This is a genomic window from Actinomycetospora lemnae, from assembly GCF_028737315.1.
GTDB classification, from domain to species: Bacteria; Actinomycetota; Actinomycetes; order Mycobacteriales; family Pseudonocardiaceae; genus Actinomycetospora; species Actinomycetospora lemnae.
Genome location: NZ_JAQZAO010000017.1, coordinates 41,287 through 63,263, shown reverse-complemented (window position 1 = coordinate 63,263; position 21,977 = coordinate 41,287). Strand labels below are relative to the sequence as shown.

The window sequence follows — 21,977 nt, the reverse complement described above, 5'->3', positions numbered from 1 at the left end:
TTTCGAGAATGGCGCAGATAACCACCCTTTCAGGGCACTACGAGACTACGGAGAGCCTTCTACCGTCGTCCCTCCGGCGCCGAACGGAGGCCACCCATGACCCAGGTCCTGTCCCGACTCGACGAACTCCGCACCGCGATGACCGGCACGGTCGTCACGCCCGACGATCCGGGCTACGACGAGGCCCGGCGGGTGTGGAACGCCGACATCGATCGCCGCCCCGCCGTCGTCGCGTACTGCACCTCCACCGACGACGTGGCGGCCGCGGTGACCTTCGCGCGCGAGGCGTCACTCGAGATCTCGGTGCGCAGCGGCGCCCACTCCACCTCGGGGGCGTGCGTCGGGGACGCCGGGATCGTCATCGACCTGAGCCGGATGAACGCGGTCCAGGTGGACGCGGAGGCCCGCCGCGCGACCGTGGCTGCGGGCGCCCTGCTGCGCGACGTCGACGCGGCGACGCAGATCCACGGGCTCGCGCTCCCGAGCGGCGAGATCGGGCACACAGGGATCGCCGGCATCGCGCTCGGTGGCGGGATGGGCTGGCTGACCCGCCAGGGCGGACTGACGCTCGACAACCTCCTCGCGGCGCAGATGGTCCTCGCCGACGGCCGGATCGTGCGCGTGGCCGCGGACGAGAACCCGGATCTCTTCTGGGCGATCCGCGGTGGCGGCGGCAATTTCGGCATCGTCACGTCGTTCGAGTTCGCTCTCCATCCCGTGGGCCCGCAGATCGAGTTCGCGCTGCTCTTCTACGGAATGGACCAGGCGCCCGATGCGCTGCGCGTCGCCCGGAACACCATCCCCGACCTGCCCGCGGACATCAGCTTCCAGACTGTCGCCCTCCACGCGCCGCCCGCGCCTTTCGTCCCCGAGGAGCACCACTTCCGTAAGGGCTTCGCGCTCGTCGTGGTCGGCTTCGGCACCGAGGAGAGCCACCGCGCAGTGGTCGAGCGCGTACGGGGCGCCCTCCCGCCGCTGTTCGAGATGGTCACGCCCATGCCGTTCACGGCGTTGCAGCAGATGTTCGACGAGGCCTACGCGTGGGGTGTGTACGCCTACGAGAAGTCCCTCTACCTCGAGGACATCTCCGAGGGGGCCCTCGAGGTCCTCGTGGAGCACGCCGGCGCAATGCCCTCGCCGATGTCGGTCGTGCACCTCTACACGCTCTCCGGTGCCTACTGCACCCCCGAGGACGCCGCCACCGCGTTCAGCGGCGGGCGCTCACCACGGCTGGCTGTGTTCATCATCGGAATGACCCCGGACGAGGAGTCGCACCCGGTCGAGCGCGCCTGGGTGCGGGGCTTGTTCGACGCCCTCGCGCCGCACGCGATGGGCCGGGGCGCGTACATCAACGGCATGGGCGGCGACGACGCCCACCGCGTGCCGAGCGCCTACGGGGACAAGTACGCGCGCCTGCAGCGGATCAAGGCGCAGTACGACCCGGAGAACGTCTTCCACCGGAACACGAACATCCTCCCGGCGACCTGACCGGTCACCGCCGGCCCTAGCCGGTGATCGTCGCGACGATCCCGGCCAGGTGGGAGAGGCGGGCGAGCTCGGACGGCCGGAAGGCGGGACCCCCGGGGCGGCCGACGACGACGGCGCGCTCCGGGCGTCCGAGCGGGGCGGCGGCGAGCTCGGTGTCGAGGTCGGTCCAGGCGTCGGGCACCGTGTGGCCGCCGGCGGGGTCGAGCACCGTCGCCTTGTCCAGCGGCAGCCAGGACAGCTCGACGGCCTCGGTCTCGGGGGCGGCGTCGCTCGCCGCGACCCGGCGCACGCGCGCGCCGTCGCCGGTGCTCTCGGTGACCAGCGCCCAGGCCGACCGGAACAGCCGCGGCACGCCCTCGGCCAGCAGGGACACGCCGTCCTCGGGTCGCGCGGCGATCGCCTCGACGAGCTCCAGCTCCCGGGTGGTGTCGAGCGCGCCCGCGAACGGCCGCACCGACTCCACGACGACGCCGTTGACCGCCTCCGCGGCCGTGATGAGCACGTCCGGCGGCCGCGAGCTCGGCATGTCGACGACGAGGTCGTCCACCGCCGATCCGGCCCCGCGTTCGACGACGTCGACGGACAGGATGTCCGCGCCCTCGGCGCCGAGTGCCGAGGCGAGTGCCCCGAGCATGCCCGGACGGTCGGGCAGCACCACGCGCAGCAGGTAGGTCACGACCCTCCTCGACTCCGGAACCGGCGCATCCTCCCAGGCCCACCCCCGCGCGGGCGAGCGATGATCAGGCATGACCGCCGGGAACCCGATCGCGCCCGGTCCTAGACTGGGTGTTCGCGCTCCCGGGAGTCGACGCGGACCGGAGCCCGACCACCGAGAAGACGCACGACCCGGAGGACCATGTCCGACATCACCCGCGACGACGTCGCCCACCTCGCCCGGCTGGCCCGGCTCGCCGTCTCCGACGCCGAGCTGGACCTGTTCTCGGGACAGATCGACGCCATCGTCGACACGGTGTCGAAGGTCGGCGAGATCCCCGACGACGTCCCGCCGACCGCGCAGGTGGTGCCGCAGACGAACGTGCTGCGCCCGGACGAGACCGAGCCGTCGCTGCCGCGGGACGTCGCGCTCGCCGGCGCGCCCGCCGCCGAGGAGGGCCGCTTCCGCGTGCCGCGCATCCTGGGGGAGGAGCTGTGATGACGGGGTCCGAGCTGATCTCCCTGGACGCCGCCGAGCTCGCCCGGCGCATCCACGCCCGCGAGGTGTCGTCGGTCGAGGTCACGCGCGCGCACCTGGAGCGCATCGAGGCCGTGGACGGGCCCGCCGAGAGCGGCGTGCACGCGTTCCTGCACATCGACGCCGACGGCGCGCTCGCCGCCGCCGAGGCCGCCGACCGCGCGATCGCCGAGGGCACGCCCGCCTCCCCGCTGGCGGGGGTCCCGATCGCGCTCAAGGACAACCTCACCACCACCGACATGCCGACGACGTGCGCGTCGCGCATCCTCGAGGGCTGGCGCCCGCCGTACGACGCCACCGTCGTGGCCCGGCTGCGCGCCGCGGGCCTGGTGCCGCTGGGCAAGACCAACCTCGACGAGTTCGCCATGGGCAGCTCGACCGAGAACTCCGCGTTCGGCCCCAGCCGCAACCCGTGGGACCTCACGCGCATCCCCGGCGGCTCCGGCGGCGGCTCGTCGTCGGCGGTCGCGGCGGGCGAGGCACCGCTCGCGCTCGGGTCGGACACCGGCGGCTCGATCCGCCAGCCCGGCGCGGTCACCGGCACCGTCGGGGTCAAGCCGACCTACGGCACGGTCTCGCGCTACGGGCTCGTGGCGTTCTCGTCGTCGCTGGACCAGATCGGCCCGTGCGCGCGCTCGGTGCTCGACGCCGCGCTGCTGCACGAGGTCATCGGCGGGCAGGACAAGAACGACCAGACCTCGGTCGGCGCGCCCCTGCCGCCCGTGGTCGAGGCCGCGGAGGCGGGCGCCCGCGGCGACCTCGCCGGCGTGCGCATCGGCGTCGTCACCCAGTTCTCCGGCGAGGGCTACCAGCCCGGCGTGCTCGCGGCGTTCACCGACGCGGTGCGGCTGCTCGGCGAGCTGGGCGCCGAGGTCGTCGAGGTCTCGTGCCCGTCGTTCGCCTACGCGCTGCCGGCCTACTACCTCATCGCCCCCAGCGAGGCGTCGAGCAACCTCGCCCGCTTCGACGCCATGCGCTACGGCCTGCGGGTCGGCGACGACGGCGAGCGAGCGAGCGACGAGGTCATGTCGCTGACGCGCGAGGCCGGCTTCGGCGCCGAGGTGAAGCGCCGCATCATGATCGGCACCCACGCGCTGTCGGCCGGCTCGTACGACGCGCTCTACGGCAAGGCGCAGAAGGCGCGCACGCTCATCGTCCGCGACTTCACCGCCGCGTTCGAGACCTGCGACGTGCTCATCTCGCCGACGACGCCGACCACCGCGTTCGCCATCGGCGAGCGGGTGGACGACCCGCTGGCCATGTACCTCGCCGACCTCTGCACGATCCCGTCGAACCTGGCCGGCAACGCGGCCCTGTCGGTGCCGTGCGGGCGCTCGGCCGACGACGGGCTGCCCGTCGGCCTGCAGGTCATGGCCCCGGCGCTCGCCGACGACCGTGCCTACCGGGTGGCCGCGGCCTACGAGGTCGCCCGCGCCTCGGTCGACACCGCCCCCCGCATCCCGGAACTGCGTGCCCTGGAGACGTCGCGATGACGGCAGTGACCAACCCCGGCGTCGAGTCCGCCCCGTACACGGTGGAGGAGGTCTGCGAGCACTTCGACCCCGTCCTGGGTCTCGAGGTGCACGTGGAGCTCAACACCGCGACCAAGATGTTCTGCGGCTGCGCCAACCGCTTCGGCGCCGAGCCCAACACCAACGTCTGCCCGGTCTGCCTGGGCCTGCCCGGCTCGCTGCCGCGTCTCAACGGCACCGCCGTCGAGTCCGCGATCAAGATCGGCCTGGCGCTGAACTGCCACGTGCGGGAGCGCTCCGGCTTCGCCCGGAAGAACTACTTCTACCCGGACATGCCGAAGAACTTCCAGATCTCCCAGTACGAGGACCCGATCGTCTTCGACGGCTACCTCGACGTGCCGCTCGACGACGGCTCCACCTGGCGCGTGGAGATCGAGCGCGCGCACATGGAGGAGGACACCGGCAAGTCCCTGCACATCGGCGGGGCCACCGGGCGCATCCACGGCGCCGACCACTCGCTGCTCGACTACAACCGCTCCGGCGTCCCGCTCATCGAGATCGTCACGAAGCCGATCCTCGGGGCGGGCGTGCGGGCGCCCGAGGTCGCGCGGGCCTACGTGACCGCGCTGCGCGACGTGCTGCGCGGGCTCGGCGTCTCCGACGTGCGCATGGACCAGGGCTCGATGCGCTGCGACGCCAACGTCTCGCTCATGCCCAAGGGCTCCTCGACGTTCGGCACCCGCACCGAGACCAAGAACGTGAACTCGCTGCGCTCGGTGGAGCGTGCCGTGCGCTACGAGATGGGGCGCCACGCGGGTGTCCTGCTCTCGGGCGGGTCGATCCGCCAGGAGACGCGGCACTTCGACGAGCAGTCGGGCACGACGTCGCCGGGGCGCCCGAAGGAGACGTTCGCGGACTACCGCTTCTTCCCGGAGCCCGACCTCCCGCCGCTCGAGCCGTCGCGCGACTGGGTGGAGACATTGCGCGCGGGCCTGCCCGAGCGCCCGTGGGAGCGGCGTGCCCGTATCCAGACCGAGTGGGGCCTGTCCGACGAGGAGCTGCGTGACCTCGTCAACGCCGACGCGCTCGACCTCGTCGCCGACACCGTCGACGCCGGCGCGCCGCCGGAGGCCGCCCGCTCCTGGTGGGTGTCCTACCTCGCGCAGCAGGCGAACACCGCCGGGGTGACGCTGCCGGAGCTCGCGATCACGCCCGCGCAGGTCGCGCGCGTGGTGGCGCTCGTCGCCGAGGGCACGCTGACCAACAAGCTGGCGCGCCAGGTCGTCGACGGGGTGCTGGCGGGCGAGGGCGAGCCCGACGACGTGGTGGCGGGCCGTGGTCTCGCGGTGGTCAGCGACGAGAGCGCGCTGACCACCGCGGTCGACGAGGCGCTCGCGGCGCAGCCCGACATCGCCGAGAAGATCCGCGCGGGGAAGACCAAGGCCGCCGGCGCGATCGTCGGCGCCGTGATGAAGGCCACCCGCGGTCAGGCGGACGCCGCTCGCGTGCAGGAGCTGGTGCTCGAACGCTGTCGCTGAGCGACCCCGCACGTCGACCTCGATCGTGTTTTCCGTGATCTACCCGTAACCCGGACGAGTTCCCTCCGTTGGGGGATTAAGGGAGCAGCGTGTAGCGGCTTCTCGACCGGGCGTCACAGTGGATCGCTGCTGTACGACCGTCCGGTCCTCCCCCCGAGTGCGAACGAAGTACAGGAGGGTCGCATGGGTGCACACCGTGCCCGTCAGACCAGCACGGTCGGCAAGGTCGCCGGCCGGGGCGCGCTGACCGCCGCCGCCGCGCTCGCCCTGACCGGCGGGACGGCGTCGTTCGCGTTCGCCGACGAGGCGCCGAGTTGGGACAACACGTCGAGCACGGTCACCGACGTCGTGTCCGGCACCGCCGACAGCGTGGCGGAGCTGCCCGAGACCGACGTCCCGACCACCGTCAAGGGTGGCGAGGAGTTCGTGGGCGGCCACGCCTCCGAGGTCCAGCACGGGGTCAACCGCATCGCTTCGGCGGGGACCTCCGACCTGCAGACGCACCTCAACGACGCGGGCGTCCCCGTCGGCAGCTCGCTGACCGACGGCGAGCAGGAGGTCTCCGGTTCCGTCTCGGAGATCACGGGCCAGGTGCACGACGCCACCGGCGCCGGCGCCGCCCAGCTCGACGAGGCCCTCGCGCAGGGCTCGAGCGTGCTCTCCTTCGGCTGAGCGCACCCCGCCCGGTCCGCTCCCCAGATCGGGCGAGCCCGCGGCCCCGTTCCCCCGGCCCACCCGGAGGAGCGGGGCCGCGGTGCGTCCGGGCCGTGTCAGCGAAGTGCCGTCGCAGACGTTGAGTGTCCGTATCGGTACTTCGATCACCGGCGCGGGCCGCTAGTCCGCCCCGCTCGCCCCGCCCGACGGCGGCCGGATGCGCACGACGCGGTCGTCGGTCGGCGTCACCGGGCCTCCGCCGCCCTTGTTGGCCGTCGTGAACCAGATGAGGCCGTCGGAGGCGACGTCCGTGGCCGTGATCCGCCCATAGGTGCCGGCCAGCACCGACTGCGGGGTGCCGACGAACGAGCCCTGCGGCGTCGGCCGCAGCACGAACATCGCGCTCGCGCCCTCCAGCCCGACGACGAGCGTCCCGGGCAGCCCCGCGCACCCGGCCACGCCCGGCCGCTCCGGCCAGGTCCACGCGGGTGCGGCTGCCGCCCCCGGGCCGGGCGCCTCGCCCGGGCGCACGGCGACGAGCACGTCACGGGGACCGGCACGGTCGGTCACCCAGCTGACGCCGGTCGCGGGGTCGGCGCAGACGTCGCCGGGCGCGTGCAGCCCGCTGCCGACGACCGGCGAGGCCGGGTCCGGCGTGCCCGGCGCGGGGCGCCCGAACGGGTCGATGCGCAGGAGCTTGCCCGCGAGCGAGGTCGGCGAGGTCGCCGCGGCCCGGTCGCCGCCGTCGCCGGTCGCGACCAGCAGCGTGCCGTCGGGCTCGACGCCGACCGCGCCCCGGTTGCCCGAGGCCCCGCGCGGGATGCCGCCCAGCACGGTCTTCGGGACGTCGCCGGGGGCGATGCGCACCACGGCGTTGCCGCCGCCCGTGGTGGCGTAGGCGTACAGGAGCTGGTCCTCGGCGTAGGTGGGGGAGAGCGTGAGACCGGTGAGCCCGCCGTCCCCGGCCGCGTCGACGGGCACGGTCGCCACCGGCTCCGGCGGCTCGTCGGGGGCGACGCGCAGGATGCGCCCGGTGGTGCGCTCGGCCACCAGCGCCGCCTGTCCGCCGGGCAGGGTCACGACGGCCGAGAGCGGCGCGAGGCAGGTGGCGACGACCTGCGGGTCCGGGTCGACGCACGGCGGCGGCACCGACGGCCCGCCGGAGTTCGGGGCGGGCGTGGGCTCGCCGGTCTCGGGCAGCTGGGGCTGCGGGGCGCGTTCGGCGCCGAGGTCCGGGCGCTCGCGCCACGGCGCCTGGCCGGCGTCCGGGAACTGCGCGCACCCTGCCAGCAGCGCAGCCAGCACCGTCAGGGCCGCGAGGATCCTCGCGCGGGAGACGGACACGGGCACGGGTGGACACAGTAGGCGTCCGCGACTGTGCCGGCCGTGAGACGGGGTGCCGTCCGGTGGACTACCCTCCGCGCACCGTGGCCCAGGAACCCGTGACCGTCCTCGTCCCGCACCCCGAGGGCGAGGCCGCGCTCGCCGACATCGAGGGCCTCGAGCTCGTGCGCTACGACGAGCAGGCCGACGCGCTGCCCGACGCCGCCGACCGGGCCGCCGTGCTCATCCCCGGCTTCCTGGCCACGACCGATGCGTTGAAGCTGGTGGAACGGTGCCCGCGGCTGCGGCTGGTGCAGCTGCTCTCGGCCGGCGCGGAGATGTGGGTCGGGCGCCTGCCCGACGGCGTCGCGCTCTCCGACTGCCAGGGCGCCCACGGCGGCGTCACCGCCGAGTGGGTGCTCGCCGCGACGCTCGCGGTGCTGCGTGAGATCCCGGTGTTCGTCCGCGCGCAGGACGAGGGCCGGTGGGACCAACACATCACCGACACCCTCACCGGCAAGCGCGTGCTGCTCGTGGGCGCGGGCGACCTCGCCGAGCAGACCGCCCGCCGGCTCGAGACCTTCGACGTCGGCACCATCACGCGCGTCGGGCGCCGGGCCCGCGACGGGGTGCACGCCACCTCGGAGCTGCCCGACCTCCTGGGAGACCACGACGTCGTCGTCCTGCTCGTGCCCCTCACCGACGAGACGCGCGGGCTCGCGGACGCCGACTTCCTCGCGGCGATGCCCGACGGCGCGCTGCTGGTCAACGCCGCGCGCGGGCCCGTCGTCGACACCGACGCCCTGCTCGCGGAGCTGCGCGCCGAGCGCCTGCGCGCCGTCGTCGACGTCGTCGACCCCGAGCCCCTGCCCGCCGACCACCCGCTCTGGTCGGCGCCGAACCTCCTCATCACCCCGCACGTCGGCGGGAGCGTCCCCGGGCACCTGGAGCGCGCCTACCGCGTCGTGCGCACCCAGCTGGAGGCCGTCGCCCGCGGCGAGGACCCGCCGAACCTGGTGGTCAACGGGTACTGAGCACCGCCGTCGGGCGCTTCGGCGATGACTCGCGTCGGTTACATACTTGCGAGATAACACGCAAGTATGTAGAACGGACAGCAGCGCCCACGCACTCCCGACGTGGACGACGGTGGAGCGGAGCCGGCCATGACAGCGACGACGAGCATCAGCACGGGCGCGGGCGAGGAGATCGTGTCCGTGCACGTCGAGGACGAGGACCCGTTCGCGGTCCTGACACTGGGACGGCAGACCGCCGTGCTCACCCGCGACGAGTGCCGCCGGATCGCCGACGCCCTGCGCGCGGCGTCCCTGCGGCACCCGCCGCGCTGAGGTCGGTGACGTCGGCGACGGGACCCGCGCCGGGCGCGGGCCCCGTCACCGGGGACGGCGTCAGATGCTGCGGACCGCGCCCGTCGCGCCGGAGGTCACGAGCTTGGCGTAGGCGCGCAGCGCGCTGGTGAGGTTCCGGTGGCGCTCGACGGCGGGCTGCCAGGGGCGCTCGGAGGCGTCCATCTTGGCGCGGCGCTCGGCGAGCACGTCGTCGTCGACCAGCAGCTCGATGCGCCGGCTGTCGACGTCGAGGAGGATCTCGTCGCCGTCCTGCACCAGCCCGATGGCGCCGCCGGCCGCGGCCTCGGGCGAGACGTGGCCGACGCTGATGCCCGACGACCCGCCCGAGAAGCGCCCGTCGGTGACCAGCGCGCACACCGCGCCCAGGCCCGCGCCCTTGAGGAACGCGGTCGGGTGCAGCATCTCCTGCATCCCGGGGCCGCCGGAGGGGCCCTCGTAGCGCACGACGAGCACGTCGCCGGGCTGCACCTGCTTGCCGAGGATGACCGAGACGGCCTCCTCCTGGCTCTCGACCACCCGCGCCGGGCCGCGGAAGAACCGCCCGTCCTCCGGCAGCCCGGCGCTCTTGATCACCGCGCCGTCGGGGGAGAGGTTGCCGCGCAGCACCGCGAGCCCGCCGTCGGCCGAGAAGGCGTGCGCGACGTCGCGGATCACGCCGCCGGCGCCGTCGGTGTCGAGCGACGACCAGCGGTTGGTCGTCGAGAACGGCTCGACGGTGCGGACCCCGCCGGGCGCGGCGTGGAAGAGCTCGACGGCCTCGGCGGAGGGCGAGCCGCCCCGGATGTCCCAGGTGCCCAGCCACTCCGCGAGCGACGGGGCGTGCACCGCGTGGACGTCGCGGTGCAGCAGGCCGGCGCGGTCGAGCTCGCCGAGGATCGCGGGGATGCCGCCGGCGCGGTGCACGTCCTCCATGTGGTGGCTGGAGTTCGGGGCGACCTTCGACACGCACGGCACGCGCCGGCTGACCGCGTCGATGTCGGCGAGCGTGAAGTCCAGCTCGGCCTCGTGGGCGGCGGCGAGGATGTGCAGGACGGTGTTGGTCGAGCCGCCCATCGCGACGTCGAGCGCCATCGCGTTCTCGAACGCCTGCTTCGACGCGACGTTGCGCGGCAGCACCGCGTCGTCGTCCTGCTCGTAGTACCGGCGGGCGAGGTCGACGACCGTGCGCCCGGCCTGCAGGAAGAGCTCGCGGCGCGCGGCGTGCGTCGCCAGCGTCGAGCCGTTGCCGGGCAGCGACAGACCGAGCGCCTCGGTGAGGCAGTTCATCGAGTTGGCGGTGAACATGCCCGAGCACGACCCGCACGTCGGGCACGCCGAGCGCTCGACCTCGGTCAGCCCCTCGTCACTGACCTGCGACGACGCCGACGCGGAGATCGCGGTGATGAGGTCGGTCGGCGCCTGCGCGACGCCGTCGACGACCACGGCCTTGCCGGCCTCCATCGGCCCGCCCGAGACGAACACCGTGGGGATGTTCAGCCGCATCGCCGCGTTGAGCATGCCCGGGGTGATCTTGTCGCAGTTCGAGATGCACACCAGCGCGTCGACGGCGTGACCCTGGACCATGTGCTCGACCGCGTCGGCGATCACCTCGCGGCTGGGCAGCGAGTGCAGCATCCCGCCGTGGCCCATCGCGATGCCGTCGTCCACGGCGATCGTGTGGAACTCGCGCGCGATCCCGCCGGCCTCGCGCACCGCGCCCGCCACGAGCTCGCCCAGCTCCTTGAGGTGCACGTGGCCGGGCACGAACTGGGTGTAGGAGTTGGCGATCGCGACGAGCGGCTTGCCGAAGTCGGAGTCGGTGAGGCCGGTGGCGCGCCAGAGGGCCCGGGCCCCGGCGGCGTTGCGGCCCTGGGTGGTGACGCGCGAGCGCAGCGGCGGCACGGCTGACCTCTCAGGGGTGGATCAGTGGTGGGCTGACGGCGAGGCTACGCCCGCTCGTCGGGCGCCCCGGCGGGGTCCGGGTCAGCACCCTGCCCAGCACCCTGGCCGGCACCCTGCCCGGCCGCCTGCTCCGCCTGCCGCTCCCGGAGCCGGGCGATGCGCAGCCGGGTGGCCTCGAGCTCGCGCTGGTGGTCGCGCGCCTCCGCGACCTCCTCCGGGGTCGGCATGTCGATGCGCCCGCCGCTGGCCGCCGCGATCCGGCCCAGGTCGCGCGTGCGCACCCCCACCAGTGCGACCTCGGTGTCGTCGCGGCGGACGGCGCGCACCCACCCGCGGGCGACGACGCGCAGCGTCGCCACCTCGTCCCAGCCGACACGGCGCGTGCCCCACGCCAGCAGCACCCGCAGCGCGTCGCCGTCGACGACGGTGCGCGTGCGGACGACCCAGAGGGCGAGCACGAGCGGGGCCAGGAACACGAGGAACCACGCGCCGCCCTGGAACGCGATCGGGGAGAGCCCGAGGGCGACGAACCCCACGGCCACCAGCGCCGGCAGCGGCACCGGCCGGAAGGTGGCGGGCCCCGCCGGGGCGGGCCGCTCCGTGGCGTCCCTCGTCTCCTCGCTGGTCTGCTCGCTCGTCACACGTCGATGGTGCCACCGGCGCAGCAGGGGGACCCGGTTTGACGATCCGTCGACCGGCCACCTACCCTCGCGGTCGTGATCCAGCGGCGAATTCTCGTACTCCCGGGGCGCGTCAGCGCCTGACGGGCCGACGAGCCCGCCGCGAGAACCTGCTGACGCGCCTGCCCTCTCCGCCTCGAGGCGGTGGGGGCTTTTTCATGTCCGGCCCCCCGTGACGCACCCGGCGACCCTCCCGAGGCAGACACCCGATGACCCAAGCCAGACCGACCGCGGCCCCCGGCACCCCGGGGCCGGCGGCGAACGGCACGCGGCGACCCGCACCGCGTGCCGGCGCCCCGACCGAGCAGCAGGACACCGTGCTGCAGACCCCCGTCGCGCCGGACGCCCCGCGTCCCACCCGCGTCGACCCCGAGCCCGCGACCGGCGCGCAGTCGCTCGTCCGCTCGCTCGAGGCCGTCGGGTGCGACGTGGTCTTCGGCATCCCGGGCGGGGCGATCCTCCCCGCCTACGACCCGCTGTTCGACTCGCGGCTCGTGCGCCACATCCTCGTGCGCCACGAGCAGGGCGCGGGCCACGCCGCCACCGGCTACGCCCAGGCGACGGGCCGGGTGGGCGTCTGCATCGCGACCTCGGGGCCGGGCGCGACGAACCTCGTCACCCCGCTCGCGGACGCGATGCTCGACTCGGTGCCGCTCGTCGCGATCACCGGGCAGGTGGGCCGCAAGCTCATCGGGACCGACGCGTTCCAGGAAGCCGACATCTGCGGCATCACGATGCCGATCACCAAGCACAACATGCTGGTGACCGACCCCGCGGACATCCCGCGCGCGATCGCCGAGGCGTTCCACATCGCCGCCACCGGGCGTCCCGGCCCGGTCCTGGTCGACCTGCCCAAGGACGTCCTGCAGGCGCAGACCACCTTCAGCTGGCCGGTCGAGACCCGGCTGCCCGGCTACCGGCCGACCACCCGGCCGCACAGCAAGCAGATCCGGGAGGCCGCCCGCCTGATCGGCGAGGCGCGTCGTCCCGTCCTCTACGTCGGCGGCGGTGTGATCAAGGCCGAGGCCTCCACCGAGCTCCTCGACCTCGCCGACGAGACCGGCGCGCCCGTGGTCACCACCCTCATGGCCCGCGGCGCCTTCCCCGACGGCCACCGCCAGAACCTGGGGATGCCGGGCATGCACGGCACCGTCGCCGCCGTGGCGGCGATGCAGAAGGCCGACCTGCTCATCGCCCTCGGGGCCCGCTTCGACGACCGCGTCACCGGCGACCTGTCGACGTTCGCCCCGGGCGCGAAGGTGATCCACGCGGACATCGACCCGGCCGAGATCGGCAAGAACCGCCCCGCGGACGTCCCGATCGTCGGCGACGCCCGCGAGGTCGTCACCGAGCTGACCGCCGCGCTGCGCAGCTCCGCGGTCGACCGCGACACCCGGCACGAGCAGCTGCGCGGGTGGTGGGAGCAGCTCGAGAGCTGGCGGCAGACGTTCCCGCTCGGCTACGACGACCCGGCCGACGGCACCCTCTCGCCCGAGTACGTCATCGAGCGGATCGGTGCCATCGCCGGCCCCGACGCGATCTACGCGGCGGGCGTGGGCCAGCACCAGATGTGGGCCGCGCAGTTCATCGCCTACGAGAAGCCCCGCACCTGGCTCAACTCCGGCGGCGCCGGGACCATGGGCTACGGGGTGCCGGCGGCCATGGGCGCGAAGGTCGGCTGCCCCGACACCACCGTGTGGTGCATCGACGGCGACGGCTGCTTCCAGATGACCAACCAGGAGCTCGCCACCTGCGCGATCGAGGGCATCCCGATCAAGGTCGCGGTCATCAACAACGGCAATCTCGGCATGGTCCGCCAGTGGCAGACCCTGTTCTACGACGAGCGCTACTCGAACACCGAGCTCGGCACGCACAAGCACCGCGTGCCCGACTTCGTCCTGCTCGCGCAGGCGCTCGGCTGCGAGGGGCTGCGCTGCGAGTCGAAGGACGACGTCGACCGCGTCATCAACCAGGCCATGGCGATCACCGACCGGCCCGTCGTCATCGACTTCACCGTCGGTGCGGACGCGCAGGTGTGGCCGATGGTCGCCGCCGGCACCGGCAACGACCAGATCATGGCCGCGCGGGACATCCGCCCGCTGTTCGACGACCCCGAGGCCGTGCAGGCCGAGGAGGTCTCGCGGGCCGACCGTCCCGTCGACGGCGAAGGACGCGCAGCGCAGCGGAGCCGGACCATCGACGAGGAGCCGGTCCGATGACCACCACCCACACCCTCTCGGTCCTCGTCGAGGACAAGCCCGGTGTGCTCGCCCGCATCTCGGGCCTGTTCTCCCGGCGCGGCTACAACATCCAGTCGCTGGCCGTGGGCCCCACCGAGGAGGAGGGGATCTCGCGGATGACGATCTGCGTCACCGTCGACGACTTCCCCCTCGAGCAGGTCACGAAGCAGCTCAACAAGCTCGTGCACGTCATCAAGATCGTCGAGCTGGAGCCGGCCTCGTCGGTGCAGCGCGAGCTCGTGATGATGAAGGTCCGCGCGGACGCCCACGTGCGCTCGCAGGTCCTCGAGGTCACGCAGATGTTCCGCGCCAAGGTCGTCGACGTCTCGCCGGAGGCGGTCACCGTCGAGGCGACCGGCACCGAGGACAAGCTCGAGGCGCTGCGCCGGATGCTCGAGCCCTACGGCATCCGCGAGATCGTCCAGTCGGGGATGGTGGCGCTGGCCCGTGGCCCGCGTTCCATCGCCGCGCACCACCGATAAGTTCACGACTGCCAGCCGTACCCGGAAGGAAGTAGTCCCGCTCATGAGTGCCCCGGACAACGGCAGTAGCCCCACGACAGGGAATGCTGCTGTGTTCTACGACGACGACGCCGACCTCTCGATCATCCAGGGGCGCAAGGTCGCCGTCATCGGCTACGGCAGCCAGGGCCACGCCCACGCGCTGTCGCTGCGCGACTCGGGTGTCGACGTGCGGGTGGGGCTGCCGGAGTCGTCGAAGAGCCGCGCCACCGCCCAGGAGGAGGGCCTGCGGGTCGTCACGCCGGCCGAGGCGGCCGCGGAGGCCGACCTCATCATGATCCTGGCGCCGGACACCAAGCAGCGGTTCATCTACGCCGACGACATCGCGCCGAACCTCGAGTCCGGGAACGCGATCTTCTTCGGGCACGGCTTCAACATCCGCTACGACCTCATCCAGCCGCCGAAGGACATCGACGTGGCCATGGTCGCGCCGAAGGGCCCGGGTCACCTGGTGCGCCGTCAGTTCGTCGACGGCAAGGGCGTGCCGTGCCTCATCGCGGTCGAGCAGGACGCGACGGGCGGCGCGCAGGCGCTCGCCCTGTCCTACGCCGCGGCCATCGGCGGCGCCCGGGCCGGCGTCATCAAGACGACGTTCACCGAGGAGACCGAGACCGACCTCTTCGGCGAGCAGGCCGTGCTCTGCGGCGGCACGTCGGCGCTGGTCCAGGCCGGGTTCGAGACGCTGGTCGAGGCCGGCTACCAGCCCGAGATCGCCTACTTCGAGTGCCTCCACGAGCTCAAGCTGATCGTGGACCTCATGTACGAGAACGGCATCTGGGGCCAGCGGTACTCGATCAGCGACACCGCCGAGTACGGCGACCTCACCCGCGGGCCGCGCATCGTCAACAACGCGGTCAAGGAGGAGATGCGCAAGATCCTGGGCGAGATCCAGGACGGCACCTTCGCCCGCGAGTGGGTGGCCGAGGACGACAACGGTCGCCCGAACTTCACCAAGCTCGAGGAGGAGGGCAAGGCCCACCAGATCGAGCAGGTCGGCGCCAAGCTCCGCGGCCTCATGCCGTGGATGGCGCGCCCGACCAGCTGAGGCTCGCCGAGTCCGGAGCGAACGGGTATCTCGCCGCTTCTACGCGCGCGAAGTCCCCGTTCGCTCCGGGTCGCGCCCCTCGGCCCGGCCTGTGAACCGGTTCACGAGCGGTCGGTATGGTCCCCGTGAGTGCGGGAGAGTGACCCGCGAGCACGTCGGCGTGCGTCATCGGGCAGGTGCAACGGTCGTCGGCGTGCCCGACCCAGCCGCCGACCCCCGGGGAGCGAAACCATCGTGACCACCGCCGCCAGCAAGCCCGTCGTCCTGATGGCCGAGAAGCTCGCGCCGTCGACGTTGGAGGTGTTCGGCGACGAGGTCGAGATCCGCTCCGTCGACGGCACCGACCGGGCGGCCCTGCTCGAGGCCGTGGCCGACGCCGACGCGCTGCTCGTGCGGTCGGCGACGCAGGTCGACGCCGAGGTCTTCGACGCCGCGAAGCAGCTGAAGATCGTGGGGCGCGCCGGCGTCGGGCTCGACAACGTCGAGGTGCCCGCGGCCACGTCCCACGGCGTCATGGTCGTCAACGCGCCGACGTCCAACATCGTCTCCGCCGCCGAGCACGCGATCGCGCTGCTGCTGGCCACCGCGCGCCACATCCCGCAGGCCGACGCGAGCCTGCGGGCCGGCAAGTGGGAGCGCAGCAAGCTCTCCGGTGTCGAGATCCAGGGCAAGACGGTCGGCGTCATCGGCCTGGGCAAGATCGGGCAGCTGTTCGCGTCGCGCATCGCCTCGTTCGGCACGCACGTCATCGCCTACGACCCGTACCTGCCGCAGTCCCGCGCCACCCAGCTCGGCATCGAGCTCGTCGAGCTCGACGAGCTGCTCGCCCGCGCCGACATGATGACGATCCACCTGCCGAAGACGCCCGAGACGCAGGGCCTCATCGGCAAGGAGGCGCTGGCGAAGACCAAGCGCGGCGTCATCATCGTCAACGCCGCGCGCGGCGGCCTGGTCGACGAGGACGCGCTGGCCGAGGCCGTGCGCTCCGGCCACGTCGCCGGCGCCGGCATCGACGTCTACGTCACCGAGCCGACGACCTCGTCGCCGCTGTTCGAGCTGCCGCAGGTCACCGTGACCCCGCACCTCGGCGCGTCGACCACCGAGGCCCAGGACCGCGCGGGCACCGACGTCGCCCACTCCGTGCTCGCCGGGCTGCGCGGGGACTTCGTGCCCGACGCCGTCAACGTCTCGGGCGGCGCGGTCGGCGAGGAGGTCCGGCCGTGGCTCGGCATCACCCAGAAGCTCGGCACCCTGCTCTCCGACCTCGTCGGCGCGCCGGGCGAGCTGCAGGTGCTGGTGCGCGGCGAGCTCGCCCACGAGGACGTCTCGGTGCTCTCGCTCGCGGCGCTGCGCGGGGTGTTCGGCGAGGTCGTCGACGAGCCCGTCACCTTCGTCAACGCCCCGGCGCTGGCCGAGGAGCGGGGCGTCAGCGTCACCATCGAGACGGCCACCGAGAGCCCCAACCACCGCAGCATGGTGACCCTGCGGGCCGTGCGCGACGACGGCGAGGCCGTCACCGTGTCCGGCACGCTCACCGGCGAGGACCTCGTCGAGAAGCTCGTGGAGATCAACGGCCGCAGCTTCGACCTGCGCGCCGAGGGCCACGTCCTGCTGTTCGAGTACTCCGACCGCCCGGGCGCGATGGGCACCGTCGGCACCAAGCTCGGCGAGTCGGACATCAACATCGAGGCCGCCCAGCTCTCCCAGGTGCGCGACCGGTCGTCGTCGATCATGCTGCTGCGCGTCGACCGGGCCGTGTCCCCCGAGGTGCTGGAGCCGATCGGCACGACCCTCGAGGCGCGGACGACGCGGCTGATCAGCTTCGGCTGATCACTCGGGTGATCACGTTGCTCCCGGCGGGGGAGCGGTCGCGTCGCCAAACTCCGCCGGGCGCAGCAACCCCGACCGAGGCCGGATTCCTACGATTCGGCGATCCGGTTCCGTGATCGACCGACACGCCTAGTAGTCTCCGCGGGTCGGCCCCGGTCACCCCGTCGCGGGGCGACCCGCTCGTGGAGGTTGGTGCGGATGCGACTCGCGGTGGTGCCCGGCGACGGCATCGGACCCGAGGTCATCGGCGAAGCGCTCAAGGTGCTCGACGAGGTCGCCCCGTCGGTCGAGACGACCCAGTACGACCTCGGTGCCGCGCGGTGGCACTCCACCGGGGAGCTGCTGCCGGAGTCCGTCCTCTCGGAGCTGCGCGAGCACGACGCGATCCTGCTCGGCGCGGTCGGCGACCCGTCGGTGCCCAGCGGCATCCTCGAGCGCGGGCTGCTGCTGCGCCTGCGCTTCGAGCTCGACCACCACGTCAACCTGCGCCCCGCCCGGCTCTACCCGGGCGTGCGCGGGCCGCTGGCCGGCAACGCCGAGATCGACCTGGTCGTCGTCCGCGAGGGCACCGAGGGGCCGTACGCCGGCACCGGGGGCCTGCTGCGCAAGGACACGCCGCAGGAGATCGCCACTGAGGTCAGCGTGAACACCGCGTTCGGCGTCGAGCGGGTCGTGCGCGACGCGTTCGCCCGCGCGGCCGCCCGCCCGCGCCGCAAGCTGACGCTGGTGCACAAGACCAACGTGCTGACCCACGCCGGGTCGCTGTGGTCGCGGGTGGTCGAGGAGGTCTCGCTCGAGCACCCGGACGTCTCGGTCGACTACCAGCACGTCGATTCGACGACGATCCACCTGGTCACCGACCCGTCGCGCTACGACGTGATCGTCACCGACAACCTGTTCGGCGACATCCTCACCGACCTCGCGGCGGCCGTCACCGGGGGCATCGGGCTCGCGGCGTCGGGCAACCTCGATGTGTCACGGGCCAACCCGAGCATGTTCGAGCCGGTCCACGGCTCGGCGCCCGACATCGCGGGCAAGGGCATCGCCGACCCCACCGCGGCGATCCTCTCGGTGGCGCTGCTGCTCGACCACCTCGGCGAGCCCGAGCTCGCGCGCCGCGTCGAGGCGGCCGTGGCGTTCGACCTCGCCACCCGCGACCACGCCAACCCCGGCGGTACCCACGCGGTCGGCGACCGCCTCGCCGCCCTCGTCTCCTCGGCTGCGGGCACCCGGACCCCCGCCTAGCGTCCCGGGCCCGAGCGCCCGAGGGGGAGGAGCCGGTGGCCGCGGGCGCGCCCTGAGCGCCGTCGGGGGATAGGGTCCGCGGCCGTGCGCCTCGCCCGGATCGCCCACGCCGACGGTGTCTCCTTCGCGGCCCTGCAGTCGCCGACCACGGCCGGTGGTGAGCCCGAGGCCGGCGACGTGTGCGCGGAGATCGCCGAGCACCCCTTCGGCGACCCCACCTTCACCGGGCGCACCTGGCCGCTCGCCGACGTCCGGCTGCTCGCGCCGATCCTGCCGACCAAGGTCGTCTGCATCGGCAAGAACTACGCCGACCACGTCAGCGAGATGGGCGGCGAGACCCCGCCCGCGCCGCTGATCTTCATGAAGCCCTCGACCACCGTCATCGGCCCGGGGCTGCCGATCCAGATGCCGCCGGACTCGCAGCGCGTCGACTACGAGGGCGAGCTCGCCGTCGTCATCGGCATGCCGTGCCGCGACGTGCCCGAGGCCCGCGCCCGCGACGTCGTGCTGGGCTACACCGTCGCCAACGACGTCACCGCCCGCGACCTGCAGCAGGCCGACGGGCAGTGGACCCGCGCGAAGGGCTACGACTCGTTCTGCCCGCTCGGGCCGTGGATCGAGACGACGATCGACCCGGGCGACCTCGCGATCCGCACCGAGCTCGACGGCGAGGTCCGCCAGGAGTCGCGCACCCACCTGCTGCTCCACCCCGTCGAGGAGCTCATCGCCTACATCTCTCGGGTCATGACGCTGCTGCCCGGCGACGTCATCCTCACCGGCACCCCGGCCGGCGTCGGGCCGATGAGCGCGGGCCAGCAGGTGAGCGTGACGGTCGAGGGCATCGGCACGCTGACCAACCCGGTCCAGGCCCGCTAGGGCCCCGTACCCTGGACGGGACCGATCCAGGGAAGGGGAACGCGCAGGTGGCGCAGGAGTCGGGGCCGGAGCCGGACTGGGTGTCGCGGATGGCCGACGAGGTGATCGAGGCCGCCGCGCGACGCAGCCCGGGACAACCCATCGTGTGCGCGTCGGGCCTGAGCCCGTCCGGGCCGATCCACCTGGGCAACCTGCGCGAGGTCATGACCCCGCACCTCGTCGCCGACGAGATCCGCCGCCGCGGTCACGACTGCGAGCACCTCATCTCGTGGGACGACTACGACCGTTTCCGCCGCGTGCCCGCCGGCATCGACCCGTCCTGGGAAGAGCACATCGGCAAGCCGCTCTCGGAGGTCCCGGCGCCGATGGGCAGCCCGTTCGCGAACTGGGCCGAGCACTTCAAGGCCCCGATGATCGCGGCGCTCGCCGACCTCGGCGTCCCGTACCGCGGCATCAGCCAGACCGAGCAGTACACCTCGGGCGCGTACCGCGATCAGGTGCTGCTGGCCATGCGCGAGCGCGCCCGGATCGACGCCATCCTCGGCCGGTTCCGGACGAAGAAGAAGGACAGCCCGGAGAACCAGGCGCCCGAGAACGACGACGAGGACGGCGCGTCGGGTCGTGGGTACTACCCGTTCAAGCCCTACTGCGGGGGCTGCGGCCGCGACGACACGACGATCACCGCGTACGACGACGACACCACCGCGATGACCTACACCTGCGCGTGCGGGTTCTCCGAGACGGTGGCGCTGCGCGAGTTCACCCGCGGCAAGCTCGTGTGGAAGGTCGACTGGCCCATGCGCTGGGCCTACGAGGGCGTGCACTTCGAGCCGTCGGGCGTCGACCACTCCTCGCCCGGCTCGTCGTACCAGGTCGGCGGACTGATCGTGGACGAGGTCTTCGGCGGCGAGCAGCCGATCGGCCCGATGTACGCCTTCGTCGGGATCACCGGGCAGGCCAAGATGTCCAGCTCGCGGGGCTCGGTGCCCACGCCCGGCGACGCCCTGGAGATCCTCGAGGTGCCGGTGCTGCGCTGGCTGTTCGCCCGCCGCCGGCCCAACCAGGCGATCAAGGTCGCGTTCGACCAGGAGATCCACCGCCTGTACGACGAGTGGGACGCGCTCGAGCGCAAGGTCGCCGCGGGCACCGCGGGCGGCATCGAGACGACGGGCCACGTGCGGGCCGTGAGCACCGCCGAGCGCGAGCTCCCGCGCACCGCGGAGCCCGTCGCGTACCGGACGCTGGCCTCGGTGATCGACGTGACGGCGGGCGACGCGACCCAGCTCGAGCGCATCCTCGCCGGGCTCGGCGCGACCGTCGACGGCGCGCGCCCTCGCCTCGACCGCGCCGCGCACTGGGTGGAGGGCTACATGCCCGACGACGCCCACACGCGCCTGCGCGAGGAGCCGGACACCGAGCTGCTCGCCTCGCTCGACGACCAGGACCGCGAGGCCGTCGCCATGTTGCGCGACCACCTCACCGACGACTGGTCGCTCGACGGCCTGACGACGCTGGTCTACGGCGTGCCGAAGAAGCAGGCCGGGCTGCCGCTGGACGTGAAGCCGACCGACGAGCTCAAGGCCGCCCAGCGCCGGTTCTTCGTGGTCGTCTACCGGCTGCTGGTCGGCGCCGACACCGGCCCGCGCCTCCCGACGCTGCTCCTCGCCGCCGGCCCCGAGCGCGTCCGCCACCTGCTGGCGGTCTGACCGCTAGCTGAACAGCCCGCCCAGCACCCCGCCGCTGCCCGACTGCTGGCCGCTGCCGTGGCCGCCGAGCGCGCCGGCCGGCGGCTCCTCGCTGGGCTGGACGATGACGAAGCCGCGGCCCTGGAAGCCCATGGTGTAGGCCTCGCCCGTGGTGCGGCCGAGCAGGGTGCCGAGGCCGAGCTGGTCGGCGCGGTGCACGCCGACCTGCAGTCCCGCCGACCACGCGACGGCGGCCTGCGGGTCGGCGTAGGTGGGCTGGTCGACGTTGAGCACGACGGGGGCGCCCTTGCACGTGATCGCCAGGCGGCCCTGCCCGCTGAACACGCAGTTGAACATGCCCGCGCCCGACATCGACGCCGCGCCCTGGACCATCTGGATGTCGTAGGACAGCGTCGGCTCGAAGGCGAGCACGTTCGCGCCGTTGATCGACAGGGCGTCCTGCGGGCCCTCGAGGTCGATGAGGTGCACGTCGGCCGCCGCGTCGGCGAGGAAGACGTCGCCCCGCCCGCTGACCTTCATCAGCGGCACGCCCTCGCCGGTGAGCTGCTGCTTGAGGAACCGGCCGATGCCGCCGGAGCCCTTGGCCTCGAACCGCACCTGCCCTTGGAACGCGACCATCGAGCCCTGCCGGGCGAGGCACTCACCGTTGAGCTCGATCTTGAGCATCTTCGAGTTCTGCAGGCGCAGGCCCGGCTGGGCGGACTCCTGCTCCTGGTTCTCCGGGGCGAACAGGTTGCTGCGCATCGGGGTCTCCTCGTGACGCTCGGTGCTCGATCAGCCGGGAACGCGCCGAGATCATCCCCTCGGCGAACACGGACCGTCAACGACCGCCGGAGGAACGGAGTTCCCGGGCCGGCTCAGCGGGGCGACGCGACGACGACGTCGCCGACGTCGCCGACGTCGCCGACGTCGCCGACGT

The 21,977-nt window shown here is 73.2% G+C and carries 19 protein-coding genes; 14 read left to right on the top strand and 5 right to left on the bottom strand.

Features of this window, described 5'->3' with window-relative positions:
• Positions 1 to 96 precede the first annotated feature (96 nt).
• Positions 97 to 1,488, top strand: a complete 1,392-nt coding sequence (locus PGB27_RS26770; protein ID WP_274203498.1) for an FAD-binding oxidoreductase — start codon at positions 97 to 99, stop codon at positions 1,486 to 1,488.
• A 16-nt stretch (positions 1,489 to 1,504) separates the two neighbouring features.
• On the opposite strand, the gene PGB27_RS26765 is transcribed toward PGB27_RS26770, so the two are convergent.
• Positions 1,505 to 2,164, bottom strand: a complete 660-nt coding sequence (locus PGB27_RS26765; RefSeq protein ID WP_274203497.1) for an ACT domain-containing protein — start codon at positions 2,162 to 2,164, stop codon at positions 1,505 to 1,507.
• A gap of 180 nt (positions 2,165 to 2,344) precedes the next feature.
• Here PGB27_RS26765 and gatC point away from each other — a divergent pair, with 180 nt between their 5' ends.
• The 4 genes from gatC to PGB27_RS26745 all read left to right on the top strand — a co-directional run bounded on the left by gatC (position 2,345) and on the right by PGB27_RS26745 (position 6,362).
• Complete coding sequence (gene gatC, locus PGB27_RS26760) at positions 2,345 to 2,641, top strand: Asp-tRNA(Asn)/Glu-tRNA(Gln) amidotransferase subunit GatC (RefSeq protein WP_274203496.1); 297 nt, start codon at positions 2,345 to 2,347, stop codon at positions 2,639 to 2,641.
• On the top strand, positions 2,641 to 4,173 hold the full coding sequence (gatA, locus tag PGB27_RS26755) for an Asp-tRNA(Asn)/Glu-tRNA(Gln) amidotransferase subunit GatA (RefSeq protein WP_274203495.1): 1,533 nt from the start codon (positions 2,641 to 2,643) through the stop codon (positions 4,171 to 4,173). The genes gatC and gatA overlap by 1 nt, the downstream gene beginning before the upstream one ends.
• The gene (gatB, locus tag PGB27_RS26750) at positions 4,170 to 5,690 is read left to right on the top strand and encodes an Asp-tRNA(Asn)/Glu-tRNA(Gln) amidotransferase subunit GatB (protein ID WP_274203494.1); all 1,521 of its coding nucleotides are present in this window, start codon (positions 4,170 to 4,172) and stop codon (positions 5,688 to 5,690) included. Before gatA ends, gatB begins: the two co-directional genes overlap by 4 nt.
• Positions 5,691 to 5,873: 183 nt before the next feature.
• A complete protein-coding gene (locus PGB27_RS26745; RefSeq protein WP_274203493.1) occupies positions 5,874 to 6,362 on the top strand; it encodes a hypothetical protein in 489 nt (162 codons plus the stop codon).
• 162 nt (positions 6,363 to 6,524) lie between these two features.
• On the opposite strand, the gene PGB27_RS26740 is transcribed toward PGB27_RS26745, so the two are convergent.
• Entirely contained in the window at positions 6,525 to 7,694 is a 1,170-nt protein-coding gene (locus tag PGB27_RS26740; protein ID WP_274203492.1) for a PQQ-dependent sugar dehydrogenase, read from the bottom strand.
• A 77-nt stretch (positions 7,695 to 7,771) separates the two neighbouring features.
• Between PGB27_RS26740 and PGB27_RS26735 the strand changes: the two genes are divergently transcribed.
• Both PGB27_RS26735 and PGB27_RS26730 read left to right on the top strand, forming a co-directional pair.
• On the top strand, positions 7,772 to 8,701 hold the full coding sequence (locus PGB27_RS26735; RefSeq protein ID WP_274203491.1) for a 2-hydroxyacid dehydrogenase: 930 nt from the start codon (positions 7,772 to 7,774) through the stop codon (positions 8,699 to 8,701).
• A gap of 129 nt (positions 8,702 to 8,830) precedes the next feature.
• A complete protein-coding gene (locus PGB27_RS26730; RefSeq protein ID WP_274203490.1) occupies positions 8,831 to 9,013 on the top strand; it encodes a hypothetical protein in 183 nt (60 codons plus the stop codon).
• 60 nt (positions 9,014 to 9,073) lie between these two features.
• Here the strand turns inward: PGB27_RS26730 and ilvD are convergent, their stop codons facing one another.
• Positions 9,074 to 10,915 carry a dihydroxy-acid dehydratase gene (gene ilvD / locus PGB27_RS26725; protein WP_274203489.1) on the bottom strand — a complete coding sequence of 614 codons (1,842 nt, stop codon included), beginning with the start codon at positions 10,913 to 10,915 and terminating at the stop codon, positions 9,074 to 9,076.
• 44 nt (positions 10,916 to 10,959) lie between these two features.
• Positions 10,960 to 11,556: a PH domain-containing protein gene (locus PGB27_RS26720; RefSeq protein ID WP_274203488.1), complete on the bottom strand. Its 597-nt coding sequence runs from the start codon at positions 11,554 to 11,556 to the stop codon at positions 10,960 to 10,962.
• Between the two features lie 248 nt (positions 11,557 to 11,804).
• Here PGB27_RS26720 and PGB27_RS26715 point away from each other — a divergent pair, with 248 nt between their 5' ends.
• From PGB27_RS26715 to lysS, 7 genes are all read left to right on the top strand, one after another.
• On the top strand, positions 11,805 to 13,814 hold the full coding sequence (locus tag PGB27_RS26715; protein WP_274203487.1) for an acetolactate synthase large subunit: 2,010 nt from the start codon (positions 11,805 to 11,807) through the stop codon (positions 13,812 to 13,814).
• Complete coding sequence (gene ilvN / locus PGB27_RS26710; RefSeq protein WP_274203486.1) at positions 13,811 to 14,317, top strand: acetolactate synthase small subunit; 507 nt, start codon at positions 13,811 to 13,813, stop codon at positions 14,315 to 14,317. The genes PGB27_RS26715 and ilvN overlap by 4 nt, the downstream gene beginning before the upstream one ends.
• Positions 14,318 to 14,360: 43 nt before the next feature.
• Positions 14,361 to 15,401, top strand: a complete 1,041-nt coding sequence (ilvC, locus tag PGB27_RS26705; protein WP_274203485.1) for a ketol-acid reductoisomerase — start codon at positions 14,361 to 14,363, stop codon at positions 15,399 to 15,401.
• A gap of 267 nt (positions 15,402 to 15,668) precedes the next feature.
• A complete protein-coding gene (gene serA, locus PGB27_RS26700; RefSeq protein ID WP_274203530.1) occupies positions 15,669 to 17,231 on the top strand; it encodes a phosphoglycerate dehydrogenase in 1,563 nt (520 codons plus the stop codon).
• 198 nt (positions 17,232 to 17,429) lie between these two features.
• Positions 17,430 to 18,476, top strand: coding sequence for a 3-isopropylmalate dehydrogenase (locus PGB27_RS26695; RefSeq protein WP_274203484.1), 1,047 nt, complete (start codon positions 17,430 to 17,432; stop codon positions 18,474 to 18,476).
• A gap of 84 nt (positions 18,477 to 18,560) precedes the next feature.
• Positions 18,561 to 19,352 (top strand): fumarylacetoacetate hydrolase family protein, encoded by a 792-nt coding sequence (locus tag PGB27_RS26690; protein WP_274203483.1) that lies wholly within the window; start codon positions 18,561 to 18,563, stop codon positions 19,350 to 19,352.
• A gap of 47 nt (positions 19,353 to 19,399) precedes the next feature.
• Positions 19,400 to 21,058 carry a lysine--tRNA ligase gene (gene lysS / locus PGB27_RS26685; protein ID WP_274203482.1) on the top strand — a complete coding sequence of 553 codons (1,659 nt, stop codon included), beginning with the start codon at positions 19,400 to 19,402 and terminating at the stop codon, positions 21,056 to 21,058.
• 3 nt (positions 21,059 to 21,061) lie between these two features.
• Here lysS and PGB27_RS26680 read toward each other — a convergent pair whose 3' ends face one another.
• Positions 21,062 to 21,802 (bottom strand): AIM24 family protein, encoded by a 741-nt coding sequence (locus PGB27_RS26680; RefSeq protein WP_274203481.1) that lies wholly within the window; start codon positions 21,800 to 21,802, stop codon positions 21,062 to 21,064.
• Positions 21,803 to 21,977 lie beyond the last annotated feature (175 nt).